Source organism: Erysipelothrix tonsillarum DSM 14972 (assembly GCF_000373785.1).
Taxonomy (GTDB): Bacteria; Bacillota_I; Bacilli_A; order Erysipelotrichales; family Erysipelotrichaceae; genus Erysipelothrix; species Erysipelothrix tonsillarum.
Window position 1 is genome coordinate 628,756 of record NZ_KB892377.1, and the last position, 15,004, is coordinate 643,759.

Below are 15,004 nucleotides of genomic sequence, written 5' to 3' on the forward strand. Positions count from 1 at the left end.
ACTATTCCTACTTCCTAAATTGTGCCACTATTAATAGTAGTACTACGATGATTGCGAGAATCAATAAAGACAGAACCACATTGAGCATACGGTTCGTACGAACCATGGTTTCATTCATATGATCGATGTTTTGTTCTTGATCAATGATTTTATGTTGTAAAGTTTGTGTTTGTGCAAGCAATTCACTTCTAAATTTATCAGAATCAAAATCACTATCGGAATAATCTTCCATCGATTCAAGTTGTGCTTGCATTTCAGAAATTGAGTCATCCTCTTCTGACAATATATTGTCGAATTCATCTGCATCAAGTTCAATTTCAAACGCTTCATCTTCTTGTGTTAAAGAAAGATCGGTCATCGCTTCTTCGTCGACCATTTCTTGAACCGCCATCGCAATCGTTTTTTCAAGTTCATCATCACCATCATCAAACGATTCAATTGTATTGTGTTCAACTGATTTGAATACTATTGTCTCATCAAGATTTGGTAGTTCATCAAGATTTACATCTTCTGTTGATTCACCCTCATTAAAAACATCTACATCCATTGTAGAGAGTTCTGGATCGATCGCATGTAAAACGGTCGTCATCTCATCATCATTAAATGGTTTAGCAATTTCTGATGATTTATTTAATTCACTCAAAATGTTTGCATCGGTATTTTCGAGGTCACGGTAACCTTTGCGTACATTATATTCTTTTACTTCATCTAGAAAATCTTTGAGATAAGCACTCTCAAACGTATCAAATTGAGTTTCTGGTTTTGGTTCATTGATTGATGCTTCAATTTCTTGAACCTCAGAGACTTCTTCAATTTGGCGTGCATGTGTTGGCTCACGATCTTCTTTTGCAACGACATCCATTTTATCAAATTGGTCATCAATTTGATTCAATCGATTCGCAAAATGCGATAGGTCTGAATTTTCAATATTACTTTCAGAATCTAAAGCAATTTGGTCATGCAAGTCTTGATATTTATTCACTCGAGATTTCATAATATCCAATCACTCCTTGAGATAATTATATCACATTAATGTCCTATGATTCTATGTAAATGGGGTCGTAAAATACTAAACAAAAGGATTAACAGCATCCCTTTGGCGAGATTAAATGGGAAAAAGACCGTAAACAGCAATTTCCAAGCGCCCTCGCGTCCCATTCCATACAATGGGAATGTGACGTAGTAATTGATAACATTCATTAATAAAGCACTCGCTATGACTGCAAATATATAGAGCCCACCTCGTTTATACGACGTTTTTGGTCTATAGAGTGCAATCGGTAACATGATTAGAATCGCATAACTAAAGTTTGCAAATTCACCAACGGGTCCTGCATTTTTTGATAAAAAGAACATATGTAGAAGGTTCTTTAAAAATGCAATCATCAATCCGGGGCCAGTCCCCAAGAGGTAGCCTCCGACAATAACTGGTAAATCACTTAAATCAGCTTGCAATGGAGACCCTGGTATCACAAAAAACTCAAACATATAGAGTATTACAGATACTGTTGTTAACATTGCAATTTTAACCATGGTGCGAGTATTATATTTTTTCATATTTTCCTCCTGTATAAAAATAATAATACTCAAGGCAAACATGAAAAAAACTTCTTCCATCCAGACTTTAACTGTCGCCACTCGAATTTAACGAGTTCAGCCTATTGGCTCGCGGGGTTTACCGCCGATCGGGAATTACACCCTGCCCTGAAGTATACATGAATATTATAAGTAAACCCTAGGATAAAGTCCAATATTTACACTTATAAATGAAAAAACAGACTCACTGCATAACAATGAATCTGTTTAATTTTTACAATTTCAATTTTTATGCACGTCCGGAATATTTTCCGTCAGTAGTATTAACAAGTACGACTTCCCCTTCGCTGATGAATAGAGGAACACGAATCTCTAAACCTGTTTCCACGATTGCGTTTTTTTGTGCATTTGTTGCGGTGTCACCTTTAACTGCAGGTTCTGCCTGAGTGATTGTCAATGCAATCTTTTCAGGTAAGTTTACACCCAATACTTCTGATTCATAGAAAACCACAGTAATATCTTGATTTTCTTTCATAAAATTCATTTCCCATTCAAGACGAGATTTAGGAATTTCAAGCTGTTCAAAAGTTTCCCCATCCATAAACACAAGTTCTTCTCCCGCATCATATAGATATTGCATTACACGTTTATCAATATGTGCTTGTTCAACTTTGTCGCCACCAATCATTGTCAGCTCCGTAACAGAACCACTACGCATGTTGCGTACTTTTGCTTTAATAATCATTTGTCGTTGAGCTGTCTTATTATGGGATGTATCTAGCACTTGATATAAGTTATCTTCGTAGATAATCGACATTCCTGCTCGCAAATCATTTGATTGAATCATATTTATTCCTCCATTTTAGTTAAGTTAAAACTTCCATCATCAATTATATCATAGGAGAACCGATATGACCTAACACCATTTACCAAAACATTAATTTTTTCATCATTTTTTTGTGCAAACACCTCATATTTATCATCTTCATAGGTAAAATCTTCTTCCTCAAAACAAAAATGGTCAATAACAAGGCGTTCTAATTCTATTCGTTCGTTAATATAAGCGAGTGTTTGAAGTTGACGTTGATACCGAACACGCATTAGGGCAACACGCGCCATGACCAGAAGCACGATAAAAAAAACTAAATGCGTACATCCAACAATATTACCACGCCGAAAACTCATAGCTTTTTCCTTCAAAATCGTACTTCACCCAATTTCCATCACAACTAAAGTCCGTTACATTATGCAGTAAAATTTCATATCCAGGACGTTTAACAATAAATCGGCCATTAAAACTAATTTCATTATTATGATTATTCTTTTCAAAATAAATACAGTTTTGTTCACAATAGACCCGTCTACTCCGTATTAAAAGTTGCTTCAACTGTAACTCAAAAATATTATTTTGTCGTAATACTGGTGTGGTTACCATCATGTGATAACAATGTTCTAAGATGCCGCTTAAAAGAATAATAAGTAACGGCGTCAAAGCTAGGCATATCAAAAATTCAAGCAACGAGTAAGCTTTATGCATTAAATACACATAATAAGTAAACCATCATTGTAATAATACAAAGACTGTACAAATATGTTATAAGTGTGAAGTGGTTACTCACATCGATACCTCCCAAAACCTAACTGTACTACACAGAGATAATGATCAATTTGAATCGTCCCACCTTTATTGATATTACCATTAGCATTAAACCACATGTTGGGTTTGATCATGACAGAAGTCATCGATTCCATTGCACTGAGCTGATACTCCAATAAATTAGGTTCTTCTTTCATTTCTACACTATACGATAATGTTACTTTAGCAGAAACCCCAATAATCAAGATGATTATTAAAAACTCACAGAGCGTAAATGCTTGACTATACTGCTTGACCATCGACGATTTGAATCACCTCTCCATTAAAACATTTCCCTTGGTTCTCTCGTAAATATCCATTCGCTATGAGTTGATCAATGCTCGTGGGTAAATTATCATAATTAATTTTATATTGCATTATTGCGGCATCCACAATTTTCTTTTGAGCCTCACATCCTTTATTGTTTACCATTGTTATTGTTTTTTGAATGTTTGGCAGCGTCAGCATAAATATGATGGCAATTATTGTCATTACTATCACCATCTCGATTAGTGTAAATCCTCGTTTCATAAGCCCTCCATTAGTTTTAGTGGAATCATGATCAATTCATAATAAGACACCACAATCATAAGTATGTTCATGGTAACAAAAACCCTATAACGGCAAAACCATTTTTTTAGCTCTGCTTGAATAAGAACATTCGCAATAGTAAGTCCTTTATCCAGTGATTGTTCTAAAGAATTCATATAAAAACCCTCACGGAGATAATTCTGGAATGTTTGGTGCATAGACGACTGCTGTAGTACCTCTAAGATGTCTTCTCCATATTCAAGCCTTCGTTCTATCTCAAAAGCGATTGAGCCTGCCAAGGTCCCTGTATGAGCCTTTCTCAAAGTTTTAATCGTCATCAGCGTGGTTTTGGTTTCCGGATAAAAATAACGATAATAAAGCGCAAATTGCTCAGAAATGCAAAGATTCAAAAATTCACAATATTTATGCGTATACAAGTAAGCTGCAGTAACCATTCTTGTTTTTTTGTTTAGAATTATAAACGAAAAACAAACTAACGCTATCAAACAACAAACATGGGTGATCACGATAAATTGAATGCATAGTTTCGAATACCATGAAACATTTAAACGCCCGTTTAGAATGATTACTTGATCCGTTATCGCAGGAAAAATAAGCCACTTGTAGAAAATCATCATCCCAATAACCATTAGATGAAGTAGAAACCAATAACCTATCTCTTGACGCAAGGTCATAAACCGTCTTAGATTGTTTGACCTCACTTGTTGATATACGGTCAATAATGTTTGACCTGAAATTTTTGGATACAACGTGTAGAGTGTTTTCGGTAGCGTTACCTTTAAATACGTATCAAAGGAAAAATCTTGTAGATTAAGATAGTGATTAATTTCCTGAAAGGATAATCCATACCCTAACAGGTTCAAAATTGCACCATCATCAAATATCCTCTTTGCATGTTTTTTGTTGTTGAGCAAGTAATTGAATGATTTGATTTTGCCCCATAAATTCATGTTGAAATAGAACCCCTCCCTTTGAACTATTGAGTTTATGATAAAGAATACCGACAAGACTTGATTCGATAGCATAGTGTGTCGCTCCTAAATCATAGAGGCGATCAAGTGTTGACACTAAGCCTCGTGAATGGATGGTTGCACATACAAGATGACCCATATTAACCGCTTTGAGACATAACTGCAGGTCCATCTTAGTGCGTACCTCACCATAAACGAGAACATCAGCATCCATACGAAGTAGCTGGTTCATAATGTCTTCATTACTTAATCGCTTTCTTATGGGCTCAAGTTGAACAACATGCTCATAATAACGTTCAATTGGATTCTCAATACTATAAATTGACTCCTGCTTTAATTCCTTCAATGTATTAAATAACGTGGTTGATTTTCCCGATCCTGTACCTCCTGAATACAGAACCAGTCCAGAACTGCATTGAAAAACACTCAAAAGTGACTTTATAGTCCGTTTATTTCGGATACACTCAAAAATCGTATGAACTAACACAATATTTAAAATGCGAACAACTCCATTTTTGCGACCAAAGGATTCAATCGCAGCAAAGCGAAAATAGTAATTACGCTCAAAGACCATCATAAATCGGCCTGTTTGTGGAACATCCTTTTGACTTAAGTCAAAATTAGCAATGAATTTTAAATGTTCATACATATTGGTTGCCATTACATTGTGAATGGTTTCTATCGTTTTTTTATGTCTTCGAAATCGAATCACTTGAAAGGTATTTGAAATATCAAAGTGAATATCAGTAATTGATAATGAAATTGCATATTCAAGTAAGTCATGAGTTTTTTTATCTATATATTCCATACTATTAAGTACGATATAAATAAAAAAAACCTAACTACATGTTAGGTTTCAAATATGGATTTGTTTTCATTTCTTGATACAGTGTTGTAGGGTTGCCATGTCCAGGATAGAGTATGTAATCTACAGATCCAAAATCTTGAATAAAGCTACGAAGTGACGCATTCATCACATTCATATTCCCTGTTGGTAAGTCCGTTCTACCAATAGACCGTTCAAAAATAAAATCACCATCAAAAATAAAATCATCAAATACATACGAAATTGATCCACTGGTATGACCTGCAGTTTTAATAACATCACACTCGAAAGGTCCTACCTGTAAAGGCTCACAATCAATTGCAGTTGGAATAGCATTGATGATGAATGGTTCTGGTGTCTGATTCGATAAATTATAAGACATGTCTTTCAAATAGTGTATTTCTTCATGATACATGTATAAAGGACAATGGAAAGCATCGATTATTACATCCACGCCCGAAATATGATCAAAATGCCCATGTGTCAATAAAACTCCAATTACCTCAAACCCTTCTGTAGGTTTAAGCAAGGTAGTGGCATCTTGATTCGGATCCAAACACGGATCAATAATCAGCATTTGAGTCCCTTCACTTAAATAATATGTATTTGTGGCTGCATAGCCTAAAGTTTGATATGTTACTTTCATTGTTTTCACCTAGAAAAAAAAGCCAAAAGAGGCTTATTTTTTTTCCTTATGTAATGTATGTTTGCGCTCACGTGGGCAGTATTTTGTAACTTCCATACGTTCTAATTGAACTTTTTTGTTTCTACTTGTGTGATAGTTTTCTTCGCCACATTCTGTGCAAACTAAAATCGCTTGAGTTCTCATAGTTACCTCCAATATTTATTAGCCAACTCATTATATCATATATTATTTTAATTGCATATATTATTTTAAATTCATATATGCATCTACAATCTGATCTCCCGTAGAAGTACAGATATTTGTTACCGGATTTGATAAATCTTCTGTGTAAGCAAGCGGCGCAATGCAAGCTACTGCTATTTTGGGTTGCTCATAAGGTGCAAATGCAACATAGGTATTATTGATGTAAGAACCGATCTCTGGATCGTACGCTTGCGCTGTTCCGGTCTTGGCTCCTGCACTATAAGGAACGGTTGCAATTAAGTCTCCACACATATTTGTGGAAGCACATAAGCGCATCCCTGAGCGAACCCGTTCGAGCATTTCTTTGTTTTCGAGTGAGTTTAGAATATTAATGTTGTTTTGATAAACAGGACGATGCGTATCGTGATTCACAGCTTCTTTAACAAAGTGTGGCTGTAAACGATAACCACCATTCGCAACCGTAGTAATGTATTGACTTAATTGCATCGCATTATAGTTATCAAATTGTCCAATTGCAAATTCAAGAAGGGATCCAGAGTTTGATGTACCCCCTTTATAACCAATTTCCTCACGAGGGTAGTCCACTTGTGTACGGACACCCAAACCGAATTGACTGTAATAATTGCGCATTAGTGCAAAAGTACTTTCTGCATCATTAAATACTAATGGTCCATTTGGAATATAGGACGAACCACCTAACCGAATAGCAACATTAAACATATAGATATTTGATGAATGTTGCAAAGCTGTTTGATCATCCACAACACCTAAATTTCGCCAAGAATGTCGTGGTGGAGTTCCTTCAATATACATAGGAGTATCATTAACGGATTCCCCGGGCTTCATGACCCCTTGGTCCAATCCCATATATACCGTCGCACCTTTAATGGTTGAACCCACCGGATAACCCTGAAGCATGGTCAATTGAGGGTCGTTATAGTACTTCCCATCCTTCCCCCGAACCATTGCGACAATTCCGAGAATATCGCCCGATTGGGGATCTGTTGCGACAACATGCATTTGGTTATTGATTTTGGTCCGCTCACCAATACTTTTTTGATAATCGAGACGTTCTTTAACAATTTTTTCCATTTCTTTTTGTAAATCCATATCAATTGTTAGGCGTATATCATTTCCTTTACGTCCCTCTTTTTTAAGTTTAAATTTACTTCCCGAAGTCCGTTCGTACTCACTATTGTATCCCGATAAGAATTTTTCATACTGGTACTCAAGACCATATGCGCCGACTTGTTCACTGAGTTCATATCCCTCCGCAACATAATAGTCGCGTTTTTCATATGGAACATCGCCTAAATCACCAATCAAAGACATAAGATCAACTTCTTTATTAGGCTCTCGCTTCCAAGAAGTTGTACGAGAGAACCCTGGAAACTCAGCAGCATGTTCAGCTAAATATGCAATTTGCTCATTTGTCGCTTCTTCCAAAATAATTGAAGGTTGACCCATTTGAATATTTCCCATCTTAACTTGGACTTGGAAAGCCAATCGGTCATCTTTTGAAAGGGAATCTGTCATCTCTTTAGTGATTTTACTTTTTTTCAAAGCTTCAATCGCATTTTGATCCATTTCAGTATCTTTAATTGTTTTTAAATCGTCTTGCGTGAGTAAATCTTCGCCAAGGTTGTTTTTACGCAACCAGAGCACTTTAAGATCATCTTCATTTAGCTCATCTTTAACACCGAATTGTTTCGCAAATTTCAAAGCAACTTGATCCTCTTTCATACCTTCTGGCATTTTTGAAGGATAATAAGTAATTGAATTTACAGCTTTATTTGACACAATAATTCTGCCTTTAGCATCAAGAAATTCGCCTCGCATGGTCGGCATTCGAACGGGTGGTGAAGAGTATTTTGCTAATAAGTCTTCGTAGTGACTTTGACCTACAATCTGAATCTTATACAGCCTAAAAATAAGTCCACCAGCAATCACCACAAGAATCAGAACAAATATTTTAAGACGTCCGTTGATCATCTTATCAAGATCTAATCCCTGTTTGAGGTGTTCACTGCTCCCTGTATAATTATCGGTTTTTTTCCGTCGTTTAAAAATACCCATCAAAACCTCCCGTTAATACACTAATTTTCAGTGTCGAGTGCGCGTTCGCGTTGTTTTGCTTTTGCACGTTCTTTTTTCTGATTTCTAATTTCTTGTTGAATCATATTACGTTTTTTCTTATTTGTTAATCGCTCAATTTCGCGTTTTCGCTTAACTTTATATCCCGGCTTAACCTTAACATTTTTACGGTGTAAAACTTGTACAATCTCAGGATCAAGCTGTTTTGTGCGTTTTTCGAGATTAAACCAAGGACGAACATCCTCGAGAGCTCCGTCTTTTACGCGTTTATATTCAAACCGCACACCCTTTTTCATCAAACGTGTCACAGCACCTTGATCTTTTTGAGTTACGACACTGATACAGTAACCTTGACGACCACTTCGTCCCGTACGACCTGAACGGTGAGTATAAAAATCCAAATCATGATTAGGCAAACCAGCATTAATTACATGGCTGATTTCAGGTAAATCAATACCACGAGCAGCCAAGTCTGTCGCAATTATATATTGCACACGTTTGCTATTGATTTGTTTCAAGACTTGTTTACGACCACGATCACTCACATCACCATGAAGTTCAACACATTCGATGCCATAATCACGCAGATAGCTAGCTACCTCTCCGGCTTGTACTTTCGTATTTGTGAAAACAACCGCTAGCAATGGATTAATTGCTGAAAGCACATCCAACACCGCTTCATTCATATCACGGTGTCGTTGGTTAATCAAAATGTGATCGATACGAGGTTTTAATTTTTCTTCCGTTGAAACAATTTCAACGGGATGTTTAAGATACTTTTTAATGAATGCACGTAATCCCGTTGGAATTGTAGCACTATATAGCATAAAAATTGTATCATTAGACAATCTCGATGAAATTGTATCCACTTCATTAATAAATCCATAATCGAGCATCATATCTGTTTCATCAACTACAAACGCTTTGATAAAGTCCAAACGTAACACATTCCAACTCAGAATATCAATTAATTTTCCTGGTGTCGTAATAAGAATCATCGGTTGTTTTTCAATTTTTTTCTTAAGACGACTGTTATCCATTCCTCCAATTGCAAGTTCTGTTGTAATGCGTTCATCAAGTGTTGTAATTTCGCTGGCGAAATTTTGTATTTGCATAGCGAGTTCACGTGTCGGTGCAAGAATTAATGCTTGTGTTTGTTCAACAGATGGATCAATGAGTTCGAGGATTGCAAAGAGAAACGCATGTGTCTTCCCAGTCCCCGTATCCGATTTAACAATCAAATCACGCTTGCTCTTAATTTCATTAAGAACTTTTTCTTGAACTGATGTTAGCTCTTTAAATTTATTCAGTTCAAAAAACTTTTTATTAATATTATTCATCATATTAACACTCCTTTTCTAAAATATTTCTAATGGTGTTATATTCGGTTTCAAGGTCTATATTGTGACTCTTGATTGAATATAGATGATTTGCGCGATTGGTTAAATAGTCGAGATATTCACCCGTTATATTTTGTTTTAACACAGGACCAATCAACACATCTTCCTGTGTTAAGGCGTGAATTTTTTTCTTTGAAATTTTCAAAACCATAATAAAAACGGGTATTTGTCGTTCCATCAAAAAACGTTCATCCGTAATCGCAAAGCCTTGTTCAGTAACCGTCTTGCGAAGCCACGCATTTTTGGTATTGGATTGAATAATTATTGTATCGTTTTCTTTAAATTTATAATTAGAAATGATGGACCAAATGGTTTCTGCCCCCATACCTGCAATCACAAAACAATTGGCAAATCCCTTGAACCCTTCAAGTCCATTTCCCAAATGCAAATCGATGGAGTCCTGATATCCAAAACGCTCAACATTTTCACGAGCTTGTTGCAGCGGCTTCTCTGCAATATCTAAACCATAGCCTTTTACTGCTTTGTTTTCTTGAATTGCTTTAATTAAAAGGAGTCCATGATCTGTACCAATATCCGCGACATACGCTTGTTCCGGAATTAGATTAAAAATTTCTGTAAGTCGATTCGAAAGCTTCATATTATCTCTTGTCTACAAAGTCTCTTAAACGTTTTGAGCGCGTAGGATGTTTTAATTTACGCAATGCTTTTGCTTCAATTTGTCGAATACGTTCACGTGTAACATTAAATTCTTTCCCAACCTCTTCCAATGTGCGTGTACGCCCATCTTCAAGACCGAATCTTAAACGCAATACTTTTTCTTCACGTTCTGTTAATCCTTCAAGGACCATCTTAATTTCTTCTTTTAATAATTGATTGTTTGCATATTCATCGGGAGAAAGGGCATCTTTATCTTCGATAAAATCACCAAGATGCGAATCATCCTCTTCTCCAATTGGTGTTTCCAAAGAAACCGGATCAAGTGCAATCTTTTGAATTTCACGTACTTTTTCTGGCGTAATATTCTCCATCTCTGCAGCAATTTCTTCAGCAGTTGGCTCACGTCCAAGAGTTTGAACGAGTGAACGTTGAATACGTGTCAATTTATTGATTGTTTCAACCATATGAACCGGAATACGAATGGTACGTGCTTGATCCGCAATAGCACGTGTAATTGCTTGACGAATCCACCAAGTTGCATAAGTTGAAAATTTAAATCCTTTTGTATAGTCAAACTTTTCAACCGCTTTAACAAGTCCCATATTTCCTTCTTGAATAAGGTCCAAGAAGAGCATACCTCGCCCTACATATTTTTTAGCTATTGAGACAACAAGACGTAGGTTCGCAGAGATAAGAATTCGGCGTGCTTCCAAACCATCATAGTATGTTGCAACCCAGTTTGTTAGAAATGCTAAGTTTTCTTCATCACCATTGTCAGAGAGAATCGCTTCGAAATCATCGAAGAAGTAACCAATTTGACTCTCAGTTAGACGTTCAGCGAGTTCTTCATCCGTAATTGCAGGATCAACAATTTCTTTATACTTATTGATAATAAACTCTTTGGCTTGCTCACCCTCTTGAAGACGACGTGCAATTTCTGGCTCATCTTTTGCATCAAGTAAATTAACGCGACCAATCTCTTTCAAGTACATCTTAACAGGATCGTTAATTCGAACCATATTTGCACTCGTTAATTCATTTTCATATGAACTCAAATCAACTTTATTTAAAGAATCATCGAAAATTTCATCTTCTTCCGTTGCATCATTGATGAAATCATCATCCACATCAGGCTCTTCGGCTTCGAGCATAACACCTTCGTCAATATCATCCTCGTCATCGCTTAAAATAATGCCTTTTTCTGCAAACCATTCGAATAATTCATCAGAGTCATCATCACTTAAGTTTAGGTGATCAATTGCCTTCTCAACATCATCATTTAACAGAACACGTTTCTTCTCATATTGCTTTAGAAAACTTTCTTTAACTTCTTCTAACGTTTTTAGTTTTTTAGCTGCCATTAATGTTCTCCTTCTCTCTTATTTTTACTTCTTAATTGCTTAATTGCTTCTTCGAGTAATGCTGCTTGTTCATCAATCTTATCATGTTGAAGTACCCGACCCTTCATATCATGAATCCCCATGACGACTAGATGATTTCGAATTAATTCAAGATTTTGCTCCATGCTTTTACGATCATAACCATCGAGCAGATCGCTTGATTCAATTTCGATTGCAAACTTTTTCATTTTATCAGGTATATCCAAAGATAAAATATCTGCGATTTCAATGACCTCTTGATTACGATAGCAATCTAAAATTGTCAAAGCAAAATCGGTTGCAAGATCAGATACCAAAAATCCTAACTGATCACGATATAAGTAAGCTGCTTCTTTTGAAATCAGCATTTGCTTCAAAATAGCTCGCTCAGGAATTTTAACATTAAATTCCATAGAATTTGAAACAACGTTTGGCACAACTTGTGGTTCTCGTTCCATTGAAACACTACGTGAATTCAATTGTTGTGATAATACACTATATTCAAAATTTGTTTTATCTGAAAGCTTCTTGAGATAGTAGCTTTGTTCAAGCTCATCTTCATCCTTTAAATGATCAATCATAAACTGTACGACGCGCTTACGATTATCAAAAGAATCGAGGCCATAATTTCCAATTCCATAACTCATCAAAAAATCGAGCCAATGAATCCGGTCCTCAACGCCTTTCTGTACACGCTCTATTCCGTGTTCACGAATGCATTCATCCGGATCCAATCCAGTATCATTATACCATACAGACACCGCGCAATGCGCCTTACGTAATCGCATTCCAACTTGATAGGTTGCTTCTAGACCCGCACGATCTCCATCAAATGCTAAAACTATATTTGAGCTGCATTGTTTCAAAATTTGAATTTGCTCGGTAGTACAAGCAACACCCAGTAACGATACCACGTTATCAAATCCTGCCTTAGTAAAGGCAATTGTATCTGTTACCCCTTCTGCAACAAGTACGAAATCTTGTTTACGGGATGTTTCTCTAGCATTGTGAAAATTATAAACGGTTAACCCTTTTGTATAAAGTCGCGTTTCAGAAGTATTGATATATTTAACTTTATTATCATTACTGAGTGCACGCGCGCTGAATGCGATGGGACGGCCTGAACGGTCAAAAATTGGGAACATGATGCGTTGATAAAAAACATCCTCAACTCCGCGTTCACTCACACGGGCCAAATCCGCATCGACAAGTTCTTTCTCCGTAAACCCTTTAGCAAGGAGATAATTAGAAAGCTGATTATCGCCATATGCCACACCAATTCCAAACTTTTTAATTAAATCCATACTATATCCACGTGCTTCAAGTTGACTTAATGCTTCTTTTCCGGTTTTCGTATAGAGTTGAAATTCGGTGAATTTTTGTGTCTCATCTAAAACTTGATAAAGACGTAGCACCGCTTCATCAACAGGTTTTCTTTCTTGATGCTCATACTCGGTTACATCAACATCAATATATGATGCCGTCTTAACCACGGCGTCAATAAATCCAATTTTTTCAAAATCTTTGACAAATGAAAAAACATTTCCTCCCGCACCACAAACAAAACACTTGTAGATTTGACGATCTGGCGAAACTGACATTGAAGGATTATTATCATCATGAAAAGGGCAAACCCCCCAGTAATTTTTGCCCTTTTTTGTTAGTGTCATGTATCGAGAGATGGTATCAACAATATCCGTTTTTGAACGAATGTCATTGATTAGTTCTTCTGGCATTCGCTTCATATCACTCACCCGTTATTCTTATTTATTAATTTCTGATTGCATCAATGTGATGGCTTCATCAATAGTAACACGAACTTGCTCCATTGAATCACGATAGCGTAACGTTACTTTTTCATCTTCTAATGAATCAAAGTCAAAAGTTATACAGAATGGAGTTCCAATTGCGTCTTGACGGCGGTATCGTTTTCCAATACTTGCAGTTTCATCAAAATCACAAGCGAAAGATCCCATTAGTTTATGCATCACTTCACGTGCTGGTTCACTTAATTTCTTCGATAATGGCAACACGCATACTTGAGTCGGTGCCAATTTCGGAGCAAAATGCATCACAATACGCGAGTCATTTTCAAGTTCTTCTTCGTCATAAGCTTCACAGATTAATGCAAGCATTAAACGTTCGACGCCAAGTGATGGTTCAACACAGTAAGGAATAAATTTCTCATTTGTTTCAGGATCTAAATATTCCATACTTACTTTTGAGTGTTCTTGATGTTGTTTCAAGTCATAGTCTGTTCGATCAGCAATACCCCAAAGCTCATCAAAACCCCATGGGAAACGATATTCAATATCACTTGTACCTTTAGAGTAGTGTGATAGTTCATCTGCATCATGCTCACGGAGTCGTAAATTTTCCGGTTTGATGCCTAAACCAATGAGCCAATCCATAGCAAATTTTTTCCAGTACTCATACCATTCGAGATCTTCTCCTGGTTTGACAAAGAATTCGAGTTCCATTTGTTCAAATTCTCGCGTTCTAAAAATAAACTGTCCCGGTGTAATTTCATTTCTAAATGATTTACCAATTTGAGCAATACCAAATGGTAATTTCTTACGCATTGATCGTTGCACATTTCGATAATTAACAAACATACCTTGAGCAGTTTCAGGACGTAAATAAATTGCATTTGAACTGTCCTCAGTAACCCCTTGGAATGTTTTAAACATTAGATTAAACTGACGGATATTTGTAAAATCATGACCTCCGCAGTTTGGACATGGAATGTTATGTTCTTGAATATACAACTCCATATCTTCATTGCTCATTACACCTGCATTAATCTCAGTTTCTGAAAACTCTTCAATCAATTTATCAGCTCGGTGTCGTGTATTACATTTTCGACAATCCATAAGTGGATCGTTAAATGTATCTAAATGACCACTTGCTTGCCATACGGATGGATTCATCAATATAGCGGATTGTATCCCTACGTTATAAGGATTACGAGAAACAAAAGATTCCCACCAAAGTTTCTTAACATTTTGCTTTAATTCAATTCCTAAAGGTCCAAAATCCCACGTGTTTGCTAAGCCACCGTAAATTTCACTACCTTGAAAGACGAAACCACTTGTTCTTACATGGTTAACAATCGTCTCAAATTCATATTTTTTCATTCTTT

Annotated in this window: 17 protein-coding genes and 1 riboswitch; all 17 genes read right to left on the bottom strand. The window is 36.3% G+C overall.

The features are described from left to right. Positions 1-7: 7 nt before the first annotated feature. A complete protein-coding gene (locus B096_RS0102880) occupies positions 8-994 on the bottom strand; it encodes a hypothetical protein (RefSeq protein ID WP_018579287.1) in 987 nt (328 codons plus the stop codon). 35 nt (positions 995-1,029) lie between these two features. Next, a complete protein-coding gene (locus tag B096_RS0102885) occupies positions 1,030-1,557 on the bottom strand; it encodes an ECF transporter S component (RefSeq protein ID WP_018579288.1) in 528 nt (175 codons plus the stop codon). Positions 1,558-1,601: 44 nt separating this feature from the next. Next, positions 1,602-1,716, bottom strand: a riboswitch (FMN riboswitch). A 109-nt stretch (positions 1,717-1,825) separates the two neighbouring features. Next, on the bottom strand, positions 1,826-2,383 hold the full coding sequence (efp, locus tag B096_RS0102890) for an elongation factor P (RefSeq protein WP_018579289.1): 558 nt from the start codon (positions 2,381-2,383) through the stop codon (positions 1,826-1,828). A 2-nt stretch (positions 2,384-2,385) separates the two neighbouring features. Then, positions 2,386-2,721 carry a hypothetical protein gene (locus B096_RS0102895; RefSeq protein ID WP_018579290.1) on the bottom strand — a complete coding sequence of 112 codons (336 nt, stop codon included), beginning with the start codon at positions 2,719-2,721 and terminating at the stop codon, positions 2,386-2,388. Beyond that, positions 2,702-2,974 carry a hypothetical protein gene (locus B096_RS0102900; RefSeq protein ID WP_244264561.1) on the bottom strand — a complete coding sequence of 91 codons (273 nt, stop codon included), beginning with the start codon at positions 2,972-2,974 and terminating at the stop codon, positions 2,702-2,704. Before B096_RS0102900 ends, B096_RS0102895 begins: the two co-directional genes overlap by 20 nt. 173 nt (positions 2,975-3,147) lie before the next feature. Then, on the bottom strand, positions 3,148-3,432 hold the full coding sequence (locus tag B096_RS10160; protein WP_018579292.1) for a hypothetical protein: 285 nt from the start codon (positions 3,430-3,432) through the stop codon (positions 3,148-3,150). Next, on the bottom strand, positions 3,416-3,703 hold the full coding sequence (comGC, locus tag B096_RS0102910) for a competence type IV pilus major pilin ComGC (RefSeq protein WP_018579293.1): 288 nt from the start codon (positions 3,701-3,703) through the stop codon (positions 3,416-3,418). The genes B096_RS10160 and comGC overlap by 17 nt, the downstream gene beginning before the upstream one ends. Then, positions 3,700-4,674 (bottom strand): hypothetical protein, encoded by a 975-nt coding sequence (locus B096_RS0102915; RefSeq protein WP_018579294.1) that lies wholly within the window; start codon positions 4,672-4,674, stop codon positions 3,700-3,702. The genes comGC and B096_RS0102915 overlap by 4 nt, the downstream gene beginning before the upstream one ends. Beyond that, the gene (locus B096_RS0102920; protein ID WP_018579295.1) at positions 4,601-5,503 is read right to left on the bottom strand and encodes an ATPase, T2SS/T4P/T4SS family; all 903 of its coding nucleotides are present in this window, start codon (positions 5,501-5,503) and stop codon (positions 4,601-4,603) included. The genes B096_RS0102915 and B096_RS0102920 overlap by 74 nt, the downstream gene beginning before the upstream one ends. A gap of 34 nt (positions 5,504-5,537) precedes the next feature. Then, positions 5,538-6,167: an MBL fold metallo-hydrolase gene (locus B096_RS0102925; protein WP_018579296.1), complete on the bottom strand. Its 630-nt coding sequence runs from the start codon at positions 6,165-6,167 to the stop codon at positions 5,538-5,540. A gap of 33 nt (positions 6,168-6,200) precedes the next feature. Next, the gene (gene rpmG, locus B096_RS0102930) at positions 6,201-6,350 is read right to left on the bottom strand and encodes a 50S ribosomal protein L33 (RefSeq protein ID WP_003773835.1); all 150 of its coding nucleotides are present in this window, start codon (positions 6,348-6,350) and stop codon (positions 6,201-6,203) included. Between the two features lie 60 nt (positions 6,351-6,410). Next, on the bottom strand, positions 6,411-8,447 hold the full coding sequence (locus B096_RS0102935) for a peptidoglycan D,D-transpeptidase FtsI family protein (RefSeq protein WP_018579297.1): 2,037 nt from the start codon (positions 8,445-8,447) through the stop codon (positions 6,411-6,413). A 20-nt stretch (positions 8,448-8,467) separates the two neighbouring features. Continuing rightward, on the bottom strand, positions 8,468-9,808 hold the full coding sequence (locus B096_RS0102940; protein WP_018579298.1) for a DEAD/DEAH box helicase: 1,341 nt from the start codon (positions 9,806-9,808) through the stop codon (positions 8,468-8,470). A gap of 1 nt (position 9,809) precedes the next feature. Beyond that, positions 9,810-10,463, bottom strand: coding sequence for a class I SAM-dependent methyltransferase (locus tag B096_RS0102945; RefSeq protein ID WP_018579299.1), 654 nt, complete (start codon positions 10,461-10,463; stop codon positions 9,810-9,812). 1 nt (position 10,464) lies between these two features. Continuing rightward, positions 10,465-11,844, bottom strand: coding sequence for an RNA polymerase sigma factor RpoD (gene rpoD, locus B096_RS0102950; RefSeq protein WP_018579300.1), 1,380 nt, complete (start codon positions 11,842-11,844; stop codon positions 10,465-10,467). Continuing rightward, positions 11,844-13,607, bottom strand: a complete 1,764-nt coding sequence (gene dnaG / locus B096_RS0102955; protein WP_018579301.1) for a DNA primase — start codon at positions 13,605-13,607, stop codon at positions 11,844-11,846. The genes rpoD and dnaG overlap by 1 nt, the downstream gene beginning before the upstream one ends. Positions 13,608-13,625: 18 nt before the next feature. Then, on the bottom strand, positions 13,626-14,999 hold the full coding sequence (locus B096_RS0102960; protein ID WP_018579302.1) for a glycine--tRNA ligase: 1,374 nt from the start codon (positions 14,997-14,999) through the stop codon (positions 13,626-13,628). Positions 15,000-15,004: the final 5 nt, after the last annotated feature.

What these genes read in the sequence shown, in the direction of transcription:
- B096_RS0102940 (WP_018579298.1), bottom strand. Translation starts at nt 9,808, where the DNA reads ATGATGAATAATATTAATAAAAAGTTTTTTGAACTGAATAAATTTAAA.
- B096_RS0102895 (WP_018579290.1), bottom strand. Translation starts at nt 2,721, where the DNA reads ATGAGTTTTCGGCGTGGTAATATTGTTGGATGTACGCATTTAGTTTTT.
- B096_RS0102925 (WP_018579296.1), bottom strand. Translation starts at nt 6,167, where the DNA reads ATGAAAGTAACATATCAAACTTTAGGCTATGCAGCCACAAATACATAT.
- rpmG (WP_003773835.1), bottom strand. Translation starts at nt 6,350, where the DNA reads ATGAGAACTCAAGCGATTTTAGTTTGCACAGAATGTGGCGAAGAAAAC.
- comGC (WP_018579293.1), bottom strand. Translation starts at nt 3,703, where the DNA reads ATGAAACGAGGATTTACACTAATCGAGATGGTGATAGTAATGACAATA.
- efp (WP_018579289.1), bottom strand. Translation starts at nt 2,383, where the DNA reads ATGATTCAATCAAATGATTTGCGAGCAGGAATGTCGATTATCTACGAA.
- B096_RS10160 (WP_018579292.1), bottom strand. Translation starts at nt 3,432, where the DNA reads ATGGTCAAGCAGTATAGTCAAGCATTTACGCTCTGTGAGTTTTTAATA.
- B096_RS0102885 (WP_018579288.1), bottom strand. Translation starts at nt 1,557, where the DNA reads ATGAAAAAATATAATACTCGCACCATGGTTAAAATTGCAATGTTAACA.
- B096_RS0102960 (WP_018579302.1), bottom strand. Translation starts at nt 14,999, where the DNA reads ATGAAAAAATATGAATTTGAGACGATTGTTAACCATGTAAGAACAAGT.
- B096_RS0102935 (WP_018579297.1), bottom strand. Translation starts at nt 8,447, where the DNA reads ATGGGTATTTTTAAACGACGGAAAAAAACCGATAATTATACAGGGAGC.
- dnaG (WP_018579301.1), bottom strand. Translation starts at nt 13,607, where the DNA reads ATGAAGCGAATGCCAGAAGAACTAATCAATGACATTCGTTCAAAAACG.
- rpoD (WP_018579300.1), bottom strand. Translation starts at nt 11,844, where the DNA reads ATGGCAGCTAAAAAACTAAAAACGTTAGAAGAAGTTAAAGAAAGTTTT.
- B096_RS0102915 (WP_018579294.1), bottom strand. Translation starts at nt 4,674, where the DNA reads ATGAATTTATGGGGCAAAATCAAATCATTCAATTACTTGCTCAACAAC.
- B096_RS0102945 (WP_018579299.1), bottom strand. Translation starts at nt 10,463, where the DNA reads ATGAAGCTTTCGAATCGACTTACAGAAATTTTTAATCTAATTCCGGAA.
- B096_RS0102920 (WP_018579295.1), bottom strand. Translation starts at nt 5,503, where the DNA reads ATGGAATATATAGATAAAAAAACTCATGACTTACTTGAATATGCAATT.
- B096_RS0102900 (WP_244264561.1), bottom strand. Translation starts at nt 2,974, where the DNA reads ATGATGGTAACCACACCAGTATTACGACAAAATAATATTTTTGAGTTA.
- B096_RS0102880 (WP_018579287.1), bottom strand. Translation starts at nt 994, where the DNA reads ATGAAATCTCGAGTGAATAAATATCAAGACTTGCATGACCAAATTGCT.